General features: G+C 66.2%; 13 protein-coding genes. 7 read left to right on the forward strand and 6 right to left on the reverse strand.

From position 1 onward, the window contains the following. Both KYC_RS29595 and KYC_RS06165 read left to right on the forward strand, forming a co-directional pair. On the forward strand, positions 1-1,901 hold a 1,901-nt coding region (locus KYC_RS29595; protein WP_008159990.1), incomplete at its 5' end, for a hypothetical protein. A gap of 47 nt (positions 1,902-1,948) precedes the next feature. Beyond that, complete coding sequence (locus tag KYC_RS06165) at positions 1,949-2,452, forward strand: hypothetical protein (RefSeq protein WP_008159992.1); 504 nt, start codon at positions 1,949-1,951, stop codon at positions 2,450-2,452. A gap of 66 nt (positions 2,453-2,518) precedes the next feature. Here the strand turns inward: KYC_RS06165 and KYC_RS06170 are convergent, their stop codons facing one another. The 6 genes from KYC_RS06170 to KYC_RS06195 are packed head-to-tail and all read right to left on the reverse strand — an operon-like array spanning position 2,519 to position 11,353. Further along, positions 2,519-4,825, reverse strand: coding sequence for a DUF2235 domain-containing protein (locus KYC_RS06170; RefSeq protein ID WP_008159995.1), 2,307 nt, complete (start codon positions 4,823-4,825; stop codon positions 2,519-2,521). After that, positions 4,818-5,705 carry a DUF3304 domain-containing protein gene (locus KYC_RS06175; protein WP_008159996.1) on the reverse strand — a complete coding sequence of 296 codons (888 nt, stop codon included), beginning with the start codon at positions 5,703-5,705 and terminating at the stop codon, positions 4,818-4,820. Before KYC_RS06175 ends, KYC_RS06170 begins: the two co-directional genes overlap by 8 nt. Before the next feature lie 2 nt (positions 5,706-5,707). Next, a complete protein-coding gene (locus KYC_RS06180) occupies positions 5,708-6,496 on the reverse strand; it encodes a hypothetical protein (RefSeq protein ID WP_238531893.1) in 789 nt (262 codons plus the stop codon). Further along, positions 6,480-7,460, reverse strand: coding sequence for a DUF4123 domain-containing protein (locus tag KYC_RS06185; protein ID WP_008159999.1), 981 nt, complete (start codon positions 7,458-7,460; stop codon positions 6,480-6,482). Before KYC_RS06185 ends, KYC_RS06180 begins: the two co-directional genes overlap by 17 nt. Before the next feature lie 5 nt (positions 7,461-7,465). Further along, positions 7,466-10,411, reverse strand: a complete 2,946-nt coding sequence (locus KYC_RS06190; RefSeq protein ID WP_008160001.1) for a type VI secretion system Vgr family protein — start codon at positions 10,409-10,411, stop codon at positions 7,466-7,468. A 57-nt stretch (positions 10,412-10,468) separates the two neighbouring features. After that, positions 10,469-11,353: a hypothetical protein gene (locus KYC_RS06195; RefSeq protein ID WP_008160003.1), complete on the reverse strand. Its 885-nt coding sequence runs from the start codon at positions 11,351-11,353 to the stop codon at positions 10,469-10,471. A 192-nt stretch (positions 11,354-11,545) separates the two neighbouring features. On the opposite strand from KYC_RS06195, the gene KYC_RS06200 reads away from it, so the two are divergent. From KYC_RS06200 to KYC_RS06220, 5 genes are all read left to right on the forward strand, one after another. Then, the gene (locus KYC_RS06200; protein WP_008160004.1) at positions 11,546-12,397 is read left to right on the forward strand and encodes a M15 family metallopeptidase; all 852 of its coding nucleotides are present in this window, start codon (positions 11,546-11,548) and stop codon (positions 12,395-12,397) included. After that, entirely contained in the window at positions 12,397-13,758 is a 1,362-nt protein-coding gene (locus KYC_RS06205) for a hypothetical protein (protein WP_008160006.1), read from the forward strand. Before KYC_RS06200 ends, KYC_RS06205 begins: the two co-directional genes overlap by 1 nt. A 64-nt stretch (positions 13,759-13,822) precedes the next feature. Next, complete coding sequence (gene tssM, locus KYC_RS06210; protein ID WP_238531894.1) at positions 13,823-17,584, forward strand: type VI secretion system membrane subunit TssM; 3,762 nt, start codon at positions 13,823-13,825, stop codon at positions 17,582-17,584. Further along, a complete protein-coding gene (gene tagF, locus KYC_RS06215; RefSeq protein ID WP_008160010.1) occupies positions 17,581-18,564 on the forward strand; it encodes a type VI secretion system-associated protein TagF in 984 nt (327 codons plus the stop codon). The genes tssM and tagF overlap by 4 nt, the downstream gene beginning before the upstream one ends. Before the next feature lie 3 nt (positions 18,565-18,567). Then, complete coding sequence (locus KYC_RS06220; protein ID WP_008160013.1) at positions 18,568-19,362, forward strand: OmpA family protein; 795 nt, start codon at positions 18,568-18,570, stop codon at positions 19,360-19,362. Positions 19,363-19,392: the final 30 nt, after the last annotated feature.

Genomic DNA, 19,392 nt, shown 5'->3' on the forward strand with positions numbered 1-19,392 from the left:
CCGCAGTGGCCGCTGGAGGCGGACTCGCCACCTTCGCGCAGCAGGCCAGCGCCGCATCGACGGCCATGGCGGGCGTGTCCTCGGCCGCCGCTGGTGGCGTCAGCGCCAGCGTCGGCGCGGCCATCGTGCCCGTCATGACCCAAGCGCTGAATGCCGCGGGCGACCGCGCCGCCGCCCTGAGTTCCGCCGTCGACACGCTGTTCACGCTGCCCGACGTCAAGCAGGCCAACATCCCGTCCGTCGCCGGCGCCATCCTCAGCATGCCGGGGCTGTCGACCTCGTCGGTGCCGGGCGTGATCGGCGCCATCCTGCAATCGCCCACGCTGGCCACCGAGACGCTGCCCAAGGTGGCAGAGGTGCTGATGAAGATCCCGGGCGTGGCGGAGTCGCCGCTGCCGCAGATCGCCCGCGATGTGCTGGACACCATCGGCCTGGGCCCCGTGGCGCGCACGCAAGGCACCAATCTGCCTGGCGACGCGCCGTCCGCAGGCGATTCCGGCCGCGTGGTTCCGGGCGTATCGACCTATCGGGGCCGCCAGGACGGCGCGCGCCTGCAGTACGTGAACCTGGAACAGGTGGACGAACGCTGGAACGACGGCAACGCGTTGACCACCACCGAGCGGCAAACCCGGCGCCCGCGCATCCACGTGGAGTTCAACCGGCCGGGTGCGCACCGCTTCACCATCACCGTCAAGGCCGACCCCGGCAACATCGCCTACTCCAGCCGCGAGCGCGGCCGCCGCGCCAGCTACCAGGAACCGCACGCCAACCCGCGCAGCTATGTCACTGACGCCGACGGCACCCGCATCGTCGATGACATCGACCTGCCCGCCGCCGGCCGCAACGTCTACCTGTTCGAGGTGCGCGACGAACGCGGCCAGCTGATCAAGACAGAGCGCGTCGAAACCGCGCGCCGCCTGTACATCCAGGAAGTCATGTGCATGAGCGCGCGTCCGGCCGGCCATCTGGCCGACGTGACCCCGGTCACGGCGGAGTTCGCGCTGCACGGCATCGACATGATCCAGCTGCCGCGCCTGCAATTCCGCGGCCGCTCCGCGGTTGACGCGGCCGACAACGTCGACGCCCAACAAGCCATCATGGACGCCGTGCGCCGCGTATATGTCAGCTCCCCGGGCAAACAGCGCGAGCCCTACACCCTGGTGGTGTGCCACGTCGACCGGCTGGCCGCGCCCGGCACCAGCGGCGACATGCGCCTGCCCGTGCCGGCCGGCCCCGGCGGACGCGTCATGACCGTGCCCATCGTCAACGACGATCGGACCCTGGCCAGCCTCTGGTACGAGTTCGACGACAGCGACGACTGGCTCGTCCACGCGCGCTACATTTACACGGACGCCTCGGGCGCGGAACGGTCGATTCCCATCCCGCGCCACCTGATGACGCCGGTGCGCGAGAGCTCCGGCGCCGTCTTCTCCGTCACCGTGGACCTGACCCAGATCTCGTCCACGCCCTTGCGCGGCGTCCTCAACATCCAGTTCAACACCGTGGCCGCCAGCTATGCCGGCCTGGCCATCACGGGCACCAACCTGCTATTCGTGTCCACGCTGGACCCGTACGAGCCGAACTCGCAGGCCTACCTGACGGAAACGCTGGCCCACGAAATGGGCCACCTGCTCGGCATGGTGCCCAGCGGCCCCGATTGGCCCGGCCTGCGCAACGAAGACCCCTCGGCCGACGACTCCAAGCTGGATCCGCCGCAGCACTTCTACTACAACATGGGGGGGCACTGCTACTTTGGCCTGCCCAACCAGAATGGACAGTACAGCGATGAAATCGGGCAGTGCGTGATGTACGGCATCACCTGCGCCAACATCCACTTCTGCCCGAGTTGCAGCAAGGCCGTGCGCAAGGTGGACTGCTCCGAGGGCTGGACCTCATTCTGACGACGCCCGCCGCCCCTGAAGACACCGCAGCCAAATACGATTCCGACATGCCCATCATGACTACCGACTGGATTGAGCCCGCCACCTTCGCCTCGGTGCCCACGCACTCGCAGAAGGAACACGCCTGCATGCCGCCGCTGCAAGGCTACGACGCGCAGATGCGCATCGCCGCGCCGTCGCGCGTGAAGATCCGCGACGGCAATACGCTGACGATTCCCATCTGCGCCCGCGGCATTCTGCCCGTGGTCGACAACCCGCAGCTGCCGCGCTTCGTGGCGGTCGATACGCGCACCGGCAAGGTCTATCGCGGCATCGCGTTCAACTACGTGCGTCCCACGCTCCCCAATGTGTCGGTGGACCCCCGGGAAGGCGGCCCGCGCCCGCCGAAGATCGCCCTGCCCCCGGGCATGACGGTGGAAACGCGCTTCACCACCGACATGGCCGGCGTCCTGCACCTGCCGGCCAGCCCGGCGACATATGAGGTCTATATCGAAGCGGAAGACGTGAAGTCCAACACGGTGACTATCGAAGTCGAAGACGGCCAGAAATAAGGGCCGGTCAGACAAAAAAAGACGGCCCCGCTATGCAGGGCCGTCTTGTCTTCATCGCCGCGCCGCTCAGGGCCGCGCAGGCGTCATCTGCCGGATGTTCTGCTCGTTGCGCGCGGCCATCGCCTCAACCCGCTCGGCGTTCTGCATGTCCCTGGCGCGCTGCTGCATCTCGGCCTTGGCGTCGGTCTTGCCGAACACATCCTTGTCGCGCACGCGGAAATACATCGTGGTGCTGGCCAGCAGATGGTCGGGCCAGCTGCTCAACATGGCGTCATGCACCAGCCAGTCGAACAAGGTCATGACCTTCGGCGGCAACTGCGTCTTGCCATCGCGCGCATCGCGCCAGGCCGCCAACAGGCGCGTTTGCATCGCGCGTTCCGCCTTCCTGTCGGCCAGGGGGTCAACCGGCTTTTCGGGCGTGCCGCCGCCGCGCCTGATGATTTCATCGCGCATCTCCTGGCGGTCGCGCATGTCCTGCTCCATACGCTCCATGTTGCGCAGGACCTGAGGATTGTTGCGCTCCAGATCCTGGCGGCGCTGTTCGGTCGCCGCATCCTGGCGCTCAGCATCTTCCAGGCTCTTGTATTCCTCTTCCAGACGCTCCCACAGCGGCAGGAACCGCTGCGGCGGAGCTTCGCCGCGGCTGGCGTTGGCGCGCTCCCGGCGCTCATTGGCCAAGGCTTCCAGTTCACGCGCACGCGCCGTGGTCTCGGGCTTGGCAAGTTCCTCTGACGACAGCGTGGACAGGCGGCGCCGCTCTTGAATGAGTTCCTGCTCGGGGGTGAAGAAATCCCTATCCTTGATCCATTGCTCGGCGGGGTCCGACATCCCGGCGCGGAACGCCGGGTCCTGATAGCGCACCGCCAGCCAGCGCAGGAAGATTTCCATGTGCGGCGCGAAATCGCAGCCGGGTTCATACTTGACGAGTTCGCGGTATGCGGCGACCAGGTCCTGGACGTAATACTTCTGGCCTTCGTCTTCGATCGGGCTGGCCAGGCTCATCATGCGATAGACGGGGGGATTCACCACCAGCAGCCTTTCCATGCTGTGGATCGCCGCGCCGTGCGAGATCGCCAGATTCATCATCTCGCGCAGCGGAACACGCGATAACGACGTTCTGGTTCCCAACGAGCCCATGGGTGCGACGCCGACGACGTCACCACTGGATCCCGGGTATAGATACTGCAACCCCCGCGTCTTCTCCAGCGAATCCATTCGCTGATTGCGGCGCAGCTCATGCGCCGCCGCGAAATGCACCGCCTTTTCCACCGCTGCGGGTACGGTAAGCGTTCGGTCTTTGAAGCTCTGCTTAAGCAAATCCGTAAACGGAAGAAAACCCAGAAAGGTGTTTTCGTCCATGATCGACGCGACCGAGTCGAACAGCCCCAGAAACCGGATGCGTATCTCCGCATCCGGCGCGCCATCCTTGCCCAGGATGACGAGATCCTGATCATGACGGCGCTTGTACTTTTTTGCGATGTCGTTGACGAACTGCTTCGCGATCACCCCGCCACGATCCCCGCCAAAGACGGAGATCTCGATCCGCACGACTTTCTCCGTGCCAGCGTTCGACGCCTGGTAGGCTTGCTCGAATTGTCGCTTGGCCGCCTCCAGACGCGTGTCGACGCCCGTTCCCATCAAGTAGGCAACAGATTCGTTGTCACGCACGACCGGAACGCCTTCCATGATTGTGGCCTTGGCTGCGTTCTTCGTCGCGATCCAGGCGACTTTCAGCGGATTCTTCTTGAAGTCGGCCCAAAATCCGCGAACCGTTGCCTTTGCCCGGTTTTTTATCCGTTCCGGATCCAGGGTATTCCAGATTCTAACGGTCTTGTCGGGCAGGCTCTTGACGTCGTTGATGACGTCCTTATACGCCTTCACCATGGGTTGATAGGAGCCATCCTTGATCGACTGCTGGGTGGCTTTCTTCAATCGCCCGACCCCATCCGCGTTGGGCACTTCATCCAGGCGCGTAATGTTCTTGGCAGCATCCTGCGCACTGGAAACCGCCTTGTCGGCCATCTTGCCGCCAGCGATCGTCAGTGCGCTGGCGATGACGTCGGCCTTCGCGCTTTCGTTCAGATCCACGCCCAGCCCAGAGTAATAGAACGCGAACCAACGTTGCTTTTTGGGCTGAGACGTGTCGTCCTGGGCGTAGTGTGCCATCCATAACCGGCTCACGTTCGAGACGAACGTCGGATTCGCCTTGTCCAGGTCCTTATTGCGGCCGAACCCGTCGAAGAAAAATCCCATGCGCAGGGTAAGACCGCATTCCGTGCACGAGTCTTTGGGGTAGGCGGCTTCGTTTTGCGCCATAGCCTTCAAGACGGACGCAGGCGTGCGATCCTGTTCCGGCAGTTCGGTATCAGACATTCTTGTCTCCTGGCGGCGTGCCAGACGCCTTCAACTGCGTCAGCTTTTCTTTCGGCAACGACGCCACAGCGCGGCCAAAGGCTCCAGGCTTTCGGTTCGGGTCTTTCAAGATGGCCGCCATCTGCGCATCCTTGTCGAAATTCGAAGCCACTGTGAAATAGAGAAACATGTACGCCCGCATATCTTCCGCGTCTTCGATGCGGTATTGCATCCATCCCTGCTTGGCGACTTTAGGAAGAACGTCGGCCAATTCGTCGACATTCTTGTATCCAACCAGTTGGTCGCGATGGTTTTGATACAGCCACCGTATGGTATCGACGATAGGGATCCTGACCTGCCCAAGCAGTTTGCGGCTAAGCGCAAGCTCCATGTGTTCGTCGGGATAGATGTGCAACTCCAGGATTAGCGACCCTTCTCCTTCGGGCACCTTTGTAGCGGGGAACTGCAGCGCCGCTTCCTTCTTGAAGATCACATCTTCGTACTTGCCGTCAAACATGTGCTTGCGCATCAGCACTGCGTCGCCGCCGCTCCACGTCACGGTAAAGTCCGTTCCCTTCAATGTGTAGCAGCAGGCGACTCGCCCCTCTCCACCGCCAGCGGGAATCGCTCCGGAACCGGCGCTATTACCCGATGCGTCACGCAGCTGCACTGACTCCAGATTCCAGGGTGTGTAGTTATAGGTAATGAAGCTGACACCCTGGTAGGCGGGTTCGCCATTGCAGCCCGCCAACAGGGCGAGCCATAGCAGCACACCGATCAAGCCCTTACGCATTCCTTGCTCCCGAATTGCCCCGCACCATGCCACCGCGTCGCCGCGACGGCTCCCTATGCAATGCGCATGCCACAGCCCCTTTCCGGCGCGGACCAGACCAAACAGCATCGTCAAACATTCTTATCTCCGGGCGCCGTTCCCGCCGCCTTGATTTGCGCGAGCCTGTCCTCGGACAACTTGAATACCGCCCGGCCAAAATCGCCAGGCTTTCGGCTCGTATCCTTCAGCAACGCAAAAAGTCCTGCGTCCTTGTCGAAGTCCGACGCCACCACGAAGTACAGATACATGTAAGCCCGCATATCCTCGGCATCTTCGATGCGGTACTGCACCCAGGCCTTTTGCGTGACTTTTGCGACATCGTTTGCCAACTGGCCGGCGTTGTCGTAGCGCACAAGCTCGTCGCGGTACTTCGCGTACAGCCAGCGGGAAGTATCGACAATGGGAATTCTTACTTGGCCTGCCAACTTGCGGCTCAAGGCAAGTTCCATATGTTCATCGGGATAGATGTGCAATTCCAGAATGAGTGTGCCATCCCCTTCAGGCACCTTCGCAGCGGGAAAATGCACCGCCGCTTCCTTCTTGAACATCACCTCTTCGAACTTGTCGTCGAACAGATGTTTGCGAAGCAAATCCGGGTCGCCTCCACTCCATTTCACGGTGAAGTCGGTTCCCCTGAACGTGTAGCAGCAAGAGATTCGGCCCTCTCCGCCTCCCGCAGCCAGCGTACTGGAACTGGCTACGCTGCCCGACGCATCACTGAGTCGAACCGGCTCCAGATTCCACGGCGTGTAGTTGTAAGTGACGAAACTGACGCCCGAGTATGTGGGCTCTCCATTGCAACTTGCCAACAGCCCAAACCAAAGCAAACCGCCGACCAATGCTCTACGCATCGCGACCATCCCGCCCGTTCCGGTGCAGCGTCTGAACCTCATCCCACACCGTATCCGGCACGCCTTCCAACGCCCGTGCCAGCCCGCCATCGGCACCAGGCCGATAAGCCCGCAGTCCCTCGCGAATCAAGGCGTGCTCATCAAAGCGCGGCGAAATCGACACGCCCCAGGCCACGTAGTCGAACGTATCCTTGTCGCCTGCCACACCGTGCGCACGCGCACGCTCCAGCTGCGCTTCGACGCGCGGCACCAGTTCGTCCTGGCTCGGGTCGCCGGGCAACAGGCCGGGATACAGGCGGCGCAGCTGCACCGCCAGCTTGTCGGGATAATCCAGGTCGAACAGCATCTGATGCTGCTCGGGCGTGAACTGTTCGATACCGGCCGGACGCGCGGCGGGCAGCCGGCCCGCGCCGGGCAATTCCGCCAGCGTGCCGTCGCGCAGCGCATAGCGCAGCGTGACGAACGGCCCGGCAAAGCGCGCGCGTTGCTCCGGGCTCCAGACTTGCAAGGCCCGCGCCAGGATGCGGCTGTCGTACCAGTGCAGGAAGAACTCGCTGGCGTCCGGCAGAGCGTAGTCGCAGAAGGGACCAAAGTGCGCAATCAGCTTTTCCAGCGGTACGGCAGACGCGAAGCTCATCGTCGCGTAGCGGCCGCCGGAACGCTCGTGCAGCGCTTCCAGCACGCGCACCAGCACGGTGTTGAAGCCTTCGTAGCGCGGTCCGCGCAGCACGCCTTGCGATGCGCCGTCGACTTCAATCAGCAAAGGCGCCACGTCGCCATAGATATCCAGGCCGGTCTGCGCCCACACCGAGCCGAAGCTTAAGTCTTCCGTCGTCGTCAGCCGCGCCAGCAGATCGGGATGGCCACGGAAATCCACGATCACATAAGCGCGCGCGGCCTCGCCATAGGGGCCGCGGTGATGGGGCAATTCGGCGAATGTGGACAGCAGCGCATCCTGCCAGGAATAAGCCATCGCCGTCATGCCTTGTCGGTGATGGACTGCACGCTTTCCTGGGCGTCCAGGATGCAGGTCTTGCAGACGGTGAACTGCGGGAACGGATACGGCATCTGCGTCGGGCCAGCGAACTGCTTGTTGCCGGTCTTGACGTCGATGCGGCCCGGCGCCGTCACAGTAATGTTGCCGCCTTCGATCACGATGCTGGCGCCCGCCGCGTTCGCGATGCGGATGCGCTGGGGCGACGCGTATTCAATGCCGGCGTTGGCGCTGACCATGCGCAGGTCCTGCTGCGCCTGCACCGTCAGCACGTCATGCTGCGAGATGACATCGACCTCTCCGGTGCCGGCGATAAGATCCAGGCCGGATTCTGAACCGCCCTTCTGCACGCCGGCCACGATGCCCAGCGCCTGGCCGGTGTGCACGCGCAGCGAGCCGATGACGGCCAGATTGTGGTCCTGCCCCGATGACCAGTGCACCAGTTCGCCGGCCGCGACCTGCACGTTGCGCCCCGCCGCCTGCGTCAGACCCGCGCGGCCCGCCATCAACACCAGCGGATCGGTCAGGTGCGGCACCTTGCCGTCGACGACTTCAGTATGCTTGGCCGACGCATCGCCGGCCGCGCCGCCCAGCGCCTCGCCTTCCACGGTGCCCGACACCGCATGCGCCATGGCGGCCAGCGGCGAGCGCTCGCCATCCAGCCGGCTCGCGCCCGCCGAGGCCGTGCCGCGCGCCGACGCCAGCCGCACGCCCTGGTGCGCGCCGATCACGCCATCGAACGACTGCGCCATGATGTCGGCCTGCCCGGCCAGCGCCAGCGGCGCAGCGGCGTCGCCCGCGGGGTCGCTACCGCTGGCGGAATACGTGGTGAGCAGCACGCCGCCCCCGCCGCGCACGGCGCCAAAGGCATCGGTGCGCAGCTCCGCGCCCACGCCGCGCACGTTGCCGCGATAGTTGCCGCTCTGGTGGATCAAATGGCCCAGGTTCAATTCGCTGGCCGACTGCGAGGACTTGATCTGCATGCGCAGTTGGCCATCGCTGTCGTCGAACACTATCTGGTTATAGCCGTCGCCGCCGAATTCCTTGCTCTTGAAGCCGCTCAGCGCGGCCGCATTGCGATGCTGATCGTCGCCGCCCGCCGCGCCATGCCATGCAGGCGCATTGCCGCTGGCCAGGTTGGCCTGCGCGCTGGGCTTGCCATCGGTGGCGGCCGCGTATACCTCGGTGTTCATCGGCTCTCCCGCCCTGCCGCCAGGCGTGGACGGAATGCCGCCTTCGCCTCGCCCGTTGTAGAGCGCGCCGACCACCAAAGGCTGGTCGATGTCTTCATCCAGAAACCGCACCAGCACTTCCTGGCCGATGCGCGGCACGAAGCTCATGCCCATGCCCGCTCCCGCCTGGCGCTGCGCCACGCGCGCCCAGCGGCTCTTTGCCAGGCCTTCCCCGTCCGACTGCCAATGGAAGCGCACTCGCACATCGCCGCGCGCGTTGCGGTGGATCTCGTCTTCGCCGCTGGCCTCGATGGCGCCCTCGGCATTCGTGACGATGGCGGTGTGGACGCCGACCGCGGACGGTGCGCCCGCCAGCCTGGCGCCGCGCGCCGCCGGGGGCAGCGCACGCCAGGGTCGGTCGCAGCGCACCGCGCGGAACCGGTTGGCGTAGCCAATGTCGTGCGCGCGCGCCAGCACGGCCGCCTCGGGACGGCCCACGCCGATTGCTGCGTCGTCCCGGTCTTCCGGCTGCCCGTCGCCGACTCCGTACTCGTGTCCCGCCCCGGCAGAGAGTTCGTCCGCGGCGCCGGCCTCGAACCCGGCGGCGGACAGGTCGTCTTCGAAGCAAAGAAAGTCGTCCAGGGCGCCCAGCCTGTCCGCCAGGCTGGCGTCGTTCTGGCCAGGCAGATTGTTGACGCCCACATGTTCCACGCGATCCAGCGCGAAGACCGGTTCGAAGCCGGACTCCCCGGCGGGTCCCAGCGGCGACATGTCCTGCAGCGTGAAGCGCGTGCCTGACCGGAAGGTGCGCACATTGCCGCGCCCGATGAAGGTCTCGGCGCTGGCCTGCACGGCCTGCATCAGCAAGGTCGCCTGGAACTGGGCATGCGCCTGGTTCAACAGCCCGCCGTGCCCCAGCGGCTCAAACCATTCCAACCCCGCGCTCTCATCGTCGGAACCGCTGGCGGGGCCGGCCAGCGCCTGGCCGGCGATGGCGTGCTTGCCGCTTTCATGCCACGCCAGCACCGTCACCCGCTCCACGGCGCGGCGCTGCCGGCGCGCGATGGCCTGCACGCCGTCGCGCGATTCGCTTGCATGGGCCCGCTGGAAGCGCACGCCGGCGCCCGCGGACTCTGTGTCTTCGGCCAGCCCGCGGCTGTCGGCGAATATCAGGACGGCGTGACGCGCGGGCGCGCTGTCGTCTTCGACAGTGGTCCAACCCAGCCCGGATTCGGCCAGCAGGCGCGACAGGAAGGCGTAATCGGTTTCGCGATACTGCGTGGTGTAGGTCCGCGCGGGCAGGTCGGCCAGGTAATCCTCGACGTCGGCCGACACCTTGTAGGTGTACCCCTCGTAGCCATCCAGCACATGCCGCACGATCTCCAGCACGGGCTGGTTCTCGTAGATGCGGCTGTCGCGCCGCTGCGTGGCCAGCCACAGCCAGGGCGCCAGGGTCACGCGATAGCGCGCCATGCCCGCGTTGCCGCCCAGCAATTCCGCCGCGCGCACCACGCCGCTGCGGCCAGCCTCGCTGCCGTCGGCGCGCGTGGTCCACAGGGTGGCGGGCCGCGACACCATATCGTTCAGATCCAGCGCGGCGTCTTCGGCCAGCGCCACCACGCGCATCTCGCCCAGCGTGGACAGGCCTTCGCGCGCGACCCAGCCTTCGACCTGCAAGGACGACATCGCGCCCTCGCCGTCGAGCCGGTATAGACGGGACTCGGCGCTGAAACTGCCGTTGCTTGCGTTGACAGCCATGGAACAAAAACCTCGTGGGGACGTGGGCAATACCGGCCGGTTCGGGCCGGAACAAATTCAGGGTTCGATGTTGGCCTGCGGCGTGGGGCATTCCACTGCGGTGCCCCACTGGCCCGCGCACACGCGCAGGCGGCATTGCTCGCTTTCGATAAAGCTCAGCCTGCGACATTCCTTCAGCCGCTCGGATAAGGGCGAGCCCGGCATCTCGCGCATGAAGACGCCTTCTGACTTATAGACGCGCGTGCCCGGCGGCGATGCGGGCGGCAGGCCGTAGTTCATCAGCGCCGACAACAGCGCGGCATCCGTATCGGCGGGCTTGGCGCTCTTGCGCGGCGTTGCGGCGGCGGGCTTGGCCGCGCGCGTCGCGTTGCCTTGTTGCGCGCGCAGTTCCGCGGCCTGGCGCGTGGGACCGGGCGCCGGCGCGGCGGCGGGCGGCTGCGACATCGCCAGCACGGACAGGGGATTGGTCGGCTCGCCTAGCGGATCCGGTTCGCCGCGGCCCACGTTCGCATCACGCGCGGGCGGCGCCTCGTCAACGATGGACGCCACCGCGGGCGGCGCTTCCAGGGCGCGGAGCGGATTGTCGCCAGCGGCGGACGATGCGGACAGCGATGCTTGCGGCGGCGTGACGGCGGGAGCGGGCGCGGGCGCAGGCGCAGGCGCGGCGGCAGGAGCCTGCGCCAGCATGGGCGCAGTTCCATCTTCATGAATCACCCAGGCGACGCCGCCTGCCACGAGCGCCAGCAACAACGCCAGCGCAGTCCAACGCCGCGCGCGCGAGCGGCGCGGCGTTGCCAGATGTTTGACTTCGGCTTCGGGCGCGCGTCCTTCCAGCGCTGCCAGGATGCGCGACGAGTCGGCCTCGCCGCGCGCGGCGGGCGAGGCGCTGAGCAGACTCGGCGCGGTCGTCGTCGGGCGAGCGTCTTTTTTCTCTTCTGCCATGCGGATTCCCGTGTCAGCAGGAGGCATGTGCAGCCCCCCTGTAACCAAGCCCGACGAGAATACCCGATAGGCCTTATTCGATCATTGCTCCTTGTTACGATTCCTAAGGGTCGGACGCTGTTTGCAACGCCCGAGCACTTGCCTCATGCGCGAATAGAACAAAAGATTACGCCTTCACATGAGGGACCTACCTTGCTGTTGCTTCTGCCCCTGTATTTTTTGCTGGCGGTGGGCGTGTCCGCGCTCCTGTTTTTCCCCGCTCTGCGCCAAGGCGCAGTCCGGGGATTGCGCGCCTGCGTAGAGGGCGTAGCGCGGGGCGCAACGCGTGGCGCAAGCCATGCCGGAGGCGCCGTTGGCGGCACCGCGGGCGCGATCGGCAAGGGCGTCGGCGCGTCGATGGACTGGGTAAGCAGGTATCGCTGGCAGGTAGCGATCGGGCTGACAGTTGTGTCTGTGCCGTCACTTTTTGCTTTCGTCATGCGACACAATCACACATTCGTTTACAGCACCCAAACCACCGCTCCGGACCGCCGGATTCAGGCCTTGCTGGAGGGCGAACGGCTGGCTCCGCCGGCCGCCCTGCCCCCTGAAGCCTTCACCACGCGCGAAGTCGAACTGGTGCGTCCGAAGCTGGGCGGCGCGAGCCGCAACTGGGATCTGCTGGATGCCGATTTCCGTCAGCGGCTGCTGCTGGCCTACCGCATCATGCGCGAACAGCACGGCTATGAAATGGCGCTGATCGAGGGTTACCGCAGCCCCGAGCGCCAGGAAGAATTGGCAGGCATGGGGTCGCACGTCACGAACGCCGGCGCGTTCCAGAGCTATCACCAGTTCGGCCTGGCCGCGGACAGCGCGTTCTATCGCGACGGCAAGATCGTGATTTCCGAAAAAGACCCCTGGGCCATGCGCGGCTATGAACTGTTTGGCCAGACGGCGGAGCTCGTCGGCCTGACCTGGGGCGGCCGCTGGAAGATGATGGACTTCGGCCATGTGGAGCTGCGCCGGCCCGGCGTCATGCAGCGCGCACGGGAGGCCGCGAAATAATGGCTCGCGTGCTGAAGAAGGGGCTGCTCGTCCTGGCCCTGTTTGCCGTGGTTTGGCTGGCCGTCATCATCTGGTGGCAGGAGTCGCGCACGCTGCCCACCGGGGTGGACATCGGGCTGTATCTGTTCGCCTTGCCGCTGGCGCTGCTGGCCGCCTTCTGGGCGGGATCGCGCCTGCTGCGGGCCGCTCGCGCGCCCAAGGCCGCGCCGGCGCCGGCTCAAACAGAAGCGCTGGCAGAAGCGCCCCCGCGCCCGGTCGAACTGCACCTCATCGCCGTCGCCGCCCGCGCCGGCGCGGGTGCAGATGCCGCGGCCATTGCAGAAGCGCTGGCCGAGCAGAAGCGTCCCGAACTGGATGCCGAACTCAAAACGCCGCAGGGCTTTCCGATCTTTGCCGCACGCGTGCCTGGCGTGGACGACATGGCGCTGTACTCCGTTGCGCGGGAACAGGGCGCGCCCCCCGACGCCCTGGCCGCAGGCACGCTGCGAGTCACTGCGCTGCTGGCCGATATCGCCCGCGCGCTGACCCATGACGCGCATGCGCGCGCTACCGAGCAGGACGTTCCCGCCCGCGAAGAAGACTGGCCCCGGCTGCGCTTCGATGTGCTGATACCGGCGGATTGGTCCGAAGCGGCACGCCAGCGTGCGCTCGCGGCCGTGCGCGCGGCCGCCGGGGTCTGGCCAGATGCCCGCATCGGCGTCGCCGAACACCTGGCGCGCGACGCCATGGCCGCGGACCTGCTGTTGCGCCAGCTTGCCGCCGAACCACAGGACGCCAAGGCGGAACCGCAATGGCGCATCGTGCTGGCTGGCGACGGCTATATCGACCCCGAGCAGGTTGCCCAATGGGACGGCTTGTCCACGTTGCTGACGCACGCCAACCCCCAGGGCCGCGTGCCGGGCGAAGCCGCAGCCGGCCTGCTGCTGGCGCCCCCCGATACCGAGGCCGGCGTGCGTATCACGCTGTCGCCGGTGATACAGCGGCAAAAGTCGGCCGACGCGCGCGGCGCGCAGGCCGAGGCGCCGCTGGCGGACCTGGCGCGCAACCTGCTGGAAACGGCCGGTGTCGCGCCAGACGGCGTCGCCCACATCGTCAGCGATGCCGATCACCGGGGCAGCCGCCCCCTGGAACCGCTGATCGTGGCCTCGCAATTGTTTGCCCACCTGGATGCCGGCAAAGACTGCCAGGCCGTCGGCGTGGCCTGCGGCCACACCGGCGCGGCCGCGTCGCTGCTGACGCTGGCCGTGGCCAGCGAAACCTGCATGCAGATTGACCAGCCCGTGCTGACCCTTACCTTGCAAGACCCCGCATTGCGCTCTGCCGCGCTGGTCTCCCGACCCGCCGCCAGCGTTGCCGCCTGACCCCATAAAAAAAGCGAAAACCATGCGTAGCCCATCCGGATTGCTTTCTCGATTTTCCAGCGCCATGAGCGATGTCCGCTATTGGAGCGGGCGCGTGTTCGCCAACCCGCGCACTTTCATGCTCATCGGATTGATTGCGCTGATCGTGTTCCTGTTCCTGTTCGCCGACACCATGCAGATCGCCATGGCCTGGGCCGGGGTGACGCTGGGAGTGCTGCTGATCCTGTGGCTTTGCGTCTACCTCTGGCGCCGGCGCCGCACCCGGCGCGCGAACCAGACGCTGGGCGACATGCTGGAGCAGCAGGCCCAGACGGGCGCCGCCGCCAGCCCCGCCGCCAACCGCAGCGAAATCGAAGCGCTGCGCACCCGCCTGACGCAGGCCGTGCGCACCATCAAGACCTCCAAGATCGGCCAGACGTCCGGCAACGAGGCGCTGTACGAGCTGCCCTGGTACATCGTCATCGGCAACCCCGCGGCAGGCAAGAGCAGCGCCGTCATCAATTCGGGCCTGCAGTTTCCCTTCGCCGACAAGAACGGCGCCGCCGTGCGCGGCGTGGGCGGCACCCGCAACTGCGACTGGTTCTTCACCACGGAAGGCATCCTGCTGGACACGGCCGGCCGCTACTCGGTGCACGAAGAAGACCGCAATGAGTGGATGAGTTTTCTGGACCTGCTCAAGCGGCATCGCCCCAAGGCGCCGATCAACGGCATCATCGTGGCGGCCAGCATCAGCGAACTGACGGACGCCGGCCCCGAATTCGCCATCAACCTGGCCAAGAATCTGCGCCAGCGCGTGCAGGAACTGACCGACAGGCTGGAAGTGTTTGCGCCGGTGTACGTGATTTTCACCAAGGCCGACCTGATCGCGGGCTTTTCCGAATTCTTCGCCGATGCCGACGCGCGCGAGCGCGACCGCGTCTGGGGCGCAACGCTGCCTTACGGCGCCGATGAAAGCCGCGATGTGCTGACGCTGTTCGACGAGCGCTTCGACGAACTCTATGAAGGCCTGAAGGAAATGGGCACGGCCCAGATCTCGCTGCGCCGCAGCGGCGCCCTGCCCCCGGGGCTGCTGACTTTCCCGCTGGAGTTCGCGGGCATCAAGCCGGCGCTGCGCACCTTCCTGTCCACGCTGTTCGAAACCAACCCGTTCCAGTACAAGCCGGTGTTCCGGGGCTTTTACTTCACCAGCGCGCTGCAGGAAGGCGCCTCGCGCAGCACGTCCACCGACAAACTCGCGGAGCGCTTCGCGCTGCGCCCGGCCTCGCGCGAAGCCGCGCGCAGCGTCACGTCGCACAACGGCTTCTTCCTGCGCGACCTGTTCTCCAGCGTGATCTTTGCCGACAAGAAGCTGGTGCGCCAGCATGCCAGCCCGAACAAGGTCCGCATGCGCTACCTGACCTTCTTCGGCCTGGTGCTGGCGTTGGGACTGCTGTTGGGGGGCTGGAGCTGGTCTTACCTGGGCAACCGGCAGCTGGCCAGCAATGTGCAGGCGGATCTGGACAAGGTGGTGCGCCTGCAAAGCGAACGCACCGACCTGCAGAGCCGTCTGGAGGCCATGGAGATCCTGCAGGACCGCATCGAGCAGCTGGACCGCTACTCGACGAGCCGGCCGCTGTCGCTGGGATTGGGCCTGTATCAGGGCGATGTGCTCAAGCAGCGCCTGCTGGCCGAGTACTACAACGGACTGCGCCAATTCATGCTGGTGCCGGTCAAGGCCAGCCTGGAGGACTATCTGGGCCGCGTGGACGTTTCGCAGGCGGCCCCCGGCACGGCCCGCCCGACGGCGCCCCAGGCTCAGCCGGTGCGCGCGAACGCCGGCGACACGCTGTTCCAGGACGCCTCGCCCACGAACGTCGACGACGCCTACAACGCGCTCAAGACGTACCTGATGATGGCCAACCGCGAACACGTGGACCCCACGCATCTGTCCGACCAGATCACCCGATTCTGGCGCGGATGGCTGGAAACCAACCGGGGCGCCATGCCCCGCGACCAGTTGATCCGCAGCGCCGAGCGCCTGATCTCGTTCTATGTGGCGCGCGCGGCCGACGCGGACTGGCCTCAGATAGAAACCAACCTGGCCATGGTTGAACGCACCCGCGGCAACCTGCGCAGCGTCATGCAGGGCATGCCGGCTCGCGAACGCGCCTATGCCACGCTGAAGGCGCGCGCGGCCACGCGCTTCCCCGCCATGACCGTCGCGCGCATCATGGGCGAGGCCGACGCGGCCGTGGTGGCCGGCAGCTATGCGGTGCCTGGCACGTTCACCCGCGAGGCCTGGGAGCAATACATCGAGCCGGCCATCGGCGAGGCCGCGCGTCGCGAAGTGCAGACCAGCGACTGGGTGCTGGGCGTGAACGCGCGCGACGACCTCACGCTGGAAGGCAGCCCCGAGCAGATCCAGAAGAGCCTCGCGACGATGTACAAGACCGAGTACGCGCAGGAATGGCAGAAGATGCTGCGCGGCGTCACGATCAAGCCCTTTACGAGCTTCGATCAGGCGGTGCATGGCATGAACCGCCTGGGCGACCCGCAGAACTCGCCGCTGGTCAAGCTCATCAACACCACGTACGAACAGACGTCGTGGGACAACCCGTCGCTGATCAACACCGGCCTTGCGCAAGCGCAGACGGGCGTGGTCGCCTGGTTCAAGCGCGTGATCCTGCGCCAGGGCCAGCCCAAGCCGACCGAGGCCGCGCCCGGCGGCGAACAGATCCCGATGGGTCCGGTGGGACGTGAGTTCTCCGACGTGGCTCGCCTGGTGGTCACGCGCGACAACCAGTCGCTGCTGGGCAATTACATGGGCGCCCTGTCCAAGATCCGCACGCGCTTCAACCTCATCAACAACCAGGGCGATCCCGGCCCCGGCGCGTTGCTGCTGATGCGCCAGACGCTGGAAGGCAAGGATTCGGAACTGGCGGACGCGCTCAAGCTGGTGGACGAACAGATGCTCGCCGGCCTGACGCCGGCGCAGCGCGAGACGCTGCGCCCGCTGCTGGTGCGCCCGCTGATCCAGGGCTACGCCGTCGCCATGCAGCCCGCGCAGACCGAACTGAACAAGGTGTGGAACGCGCAGGTCTATCAGGGCTTCACGCAGAACTTGATGGAAAAGTACCCGTTCTCGACCAAGGCGGGCATCGAGGCAAGCGGCGAAGAGATCGCGCAGGTGTTCGGCCCGCAGGGCAGCATCGCCAAGTACGTCAACGAGACCCTGGGTCCGCTGACCGTGCGCCGGGGCGACATCCTCACCGCCCGCACCTGGGGCGACATGGGCATTGATCTGCAGCCGTCGTTCACCGCGAACTTCGCGCAATGGGTCGCCCCGCTGTCGGGCGGCGCGGCCGGATCGGGCGCGGCCAGCCAGCCGCAGACGCTGTTCCAGATCCAGCCCAGGCCCGCTGGCGGCGTCACCGAATACACCATCGAGATCGACGGCCAGCAACTGCGCTACCGCAACACGCCGCCGCAATGGGTCAACTTTGTCTGGCCCAACGCGCAGGGCGCGCCCGGCGCGCGCATTACGGCCGCCGCCTTCGACGGCACCGTGGTCGAAATCGTGAACGAGCCCGGCCGCTTCGGCCTGGAACGCCTGATCTCCGGCGCCCAGCGCAAGCCCAACCCGGACGGCAGCTTCGAGATGAGCTGGACCAAATCCAACATCACCGTGCCGGTCAGGCTACGCATCATCAGCAACGCCCAGGCGGCTAGCGCCGGCGGCACCGAGCCCGGCAGCCAGGGCCTGCGCAATCTACGCCTGCCCGCCACGGTCGCGGGCGCATCCCCTCAATCCTCCGTCGCCCCGACGCCTGCCGGAGCGCAGCAATGAGCAATCCGCAGTCCCCCATGTTCCGTACGGCCTACTTTGGCAAGATTCCGTCGCGTGGCGACTTCGTCAAGAACACCTCCCATCCGCAACTGATGGCGACGCTGGACGCCTGGGTCGCGAACACGATGGAGATCCTGGCGCAGGATCCGCACTGGAAAACGCTGTACGACGAAGCGCAACCGGTGCCGTTCGCGGTGCTGGGCTCGCGCGGCAAGCTGGCCATCGCGGGCCATCTGCAGCCCAGCCGGGACCAATCCGGGCGGCGCTTCCCCTTCATCAGCGCAACCTCGGTGGAAGTGTCGCGCCCGCTGGACTTCATCGCGCGCAGCCCGCTGGCCTTCAGCCGCATGTGGAACCGCATGGGCGCGGCCGCCTCGCAACTGATGCAGGAAGGCGATCCGGCCGCCGCGCTGCAAACGCTGAACGACCTGGAAGGTGAAATCCGCACTGCCGCCGACGACGGCTTCGACGCCTTCATCGACCTGCAGACGATCGAGCGCGTGGAAGCCATGCTGCGCGGCAATGGCCACGCCGCCAGCATGCACGACATTGTGCTGGCGCTGGGCATCCTGCTCGCGCCGGTCATGTCCAGCGGCTCGTCGCAACTGGATACCGGCCTGGCGCTGCCACTGCCGGACGACCCGCTCTACATCAACCTGGTGGCGACGTACTGGATGACGCTGATTGCGCCTTTCCTCAATCGCGCCGACTTCGAGATCGCCATGTTTATCGGGCAGATAGCGGGCAAGCACCGGCTGGTGGTGGGCTTTCGCGGCGCATCGCCGCAGACGCTCGCGACCCTGCTGTCGACGCCGCAAACCCTGTCGCAGCATTACATCGTGCTGGAAGACGCGCCCTGGGTGCGCGACCACGTCAGCGCCAGCCACGGCCTGGCCAAACTGTCGAGCTATCTGGATCAACCGCGGCTCTCTCTGCGCCAGGCGCTGGAGACCTTCCGCGAAGTCTTTATCGGAGCCTAGGACATGCGCACTCTTTCTCTGGTCCTGGCTGCCGCCTTCTCCTGGTCGGCCTATGCCCAGGACGCAGCCACGGTGGTTCCCGCCAATGTGATTCCCCAACCTGGGCAGGTCGTCGCCAGCGGCGCGGTGCCTGACGAGGCCACCAAGGCCGATGTGCTGCAGCGGCTGCAAAAAGTGTACGGCGTGGGCAACGTGATCGACCGCATTGATGTGGGCGGCGTCGTCGCCCCGCCCAACTGGTCGCAACACGTGGGCAAGCTGCTGGATAGTCCGCTCAAGCAAATCAACCGCGGCCAGCTGGAAATCGACGGCACGCAGATCCGGCTGCGCGGAGAGGTAGACAACGAAGCCTCGCGCCAGCAGATCGCCAGCACGTTCGCGACCTCGCTCAACCCCACCTACAAAATCGTCAACGGCCTGCGCGTGTCCGCCGGCAAGGACGAGCAGGACGTGCTGGATAACCTGCTGAGCAATCGGGTGGTGGAATTCGAGACCGGCAGCACCCGCCTGACGGCGCGCGGCCGCGAGCTGCTGGACCGCGTGGCCGACGCCGTGCCGAAGCTGCGCGCCGACAAGATCCAGATCATCGGGCATACCGACAGTTCCGGCAGCCGCAGCACCAACCTGGCGCTCAGCCAGGCGCGCGCGGACGCGGTGCGGGATTATCTGGTGGACAAGGGACTGCCGGCGTCGCGCTTTGAGGCCATGGGCGCCGGCCCCGACCAACCGGTAGCCACCAACGCAACCGCGGAAGGCCGCGCCAAGAACCGGCGCATCGAGTTCCGCGCGGCGCGGTAAGGCCCCGCATGGCGGGCCGCCGCGGCGCGG

The sequence above is a fragment of the Achromobacter arsenitoxydans SY8 genome (genome assembly GCF_000236785.1).
GTDB classification, from domain to species: Bacteria; Pseudomonadota; Gammaproteobacteria; order Burkholderiales; family Burkholderiaceae_B; genus Achromobacter; species Achromobacter arsenitoxydans.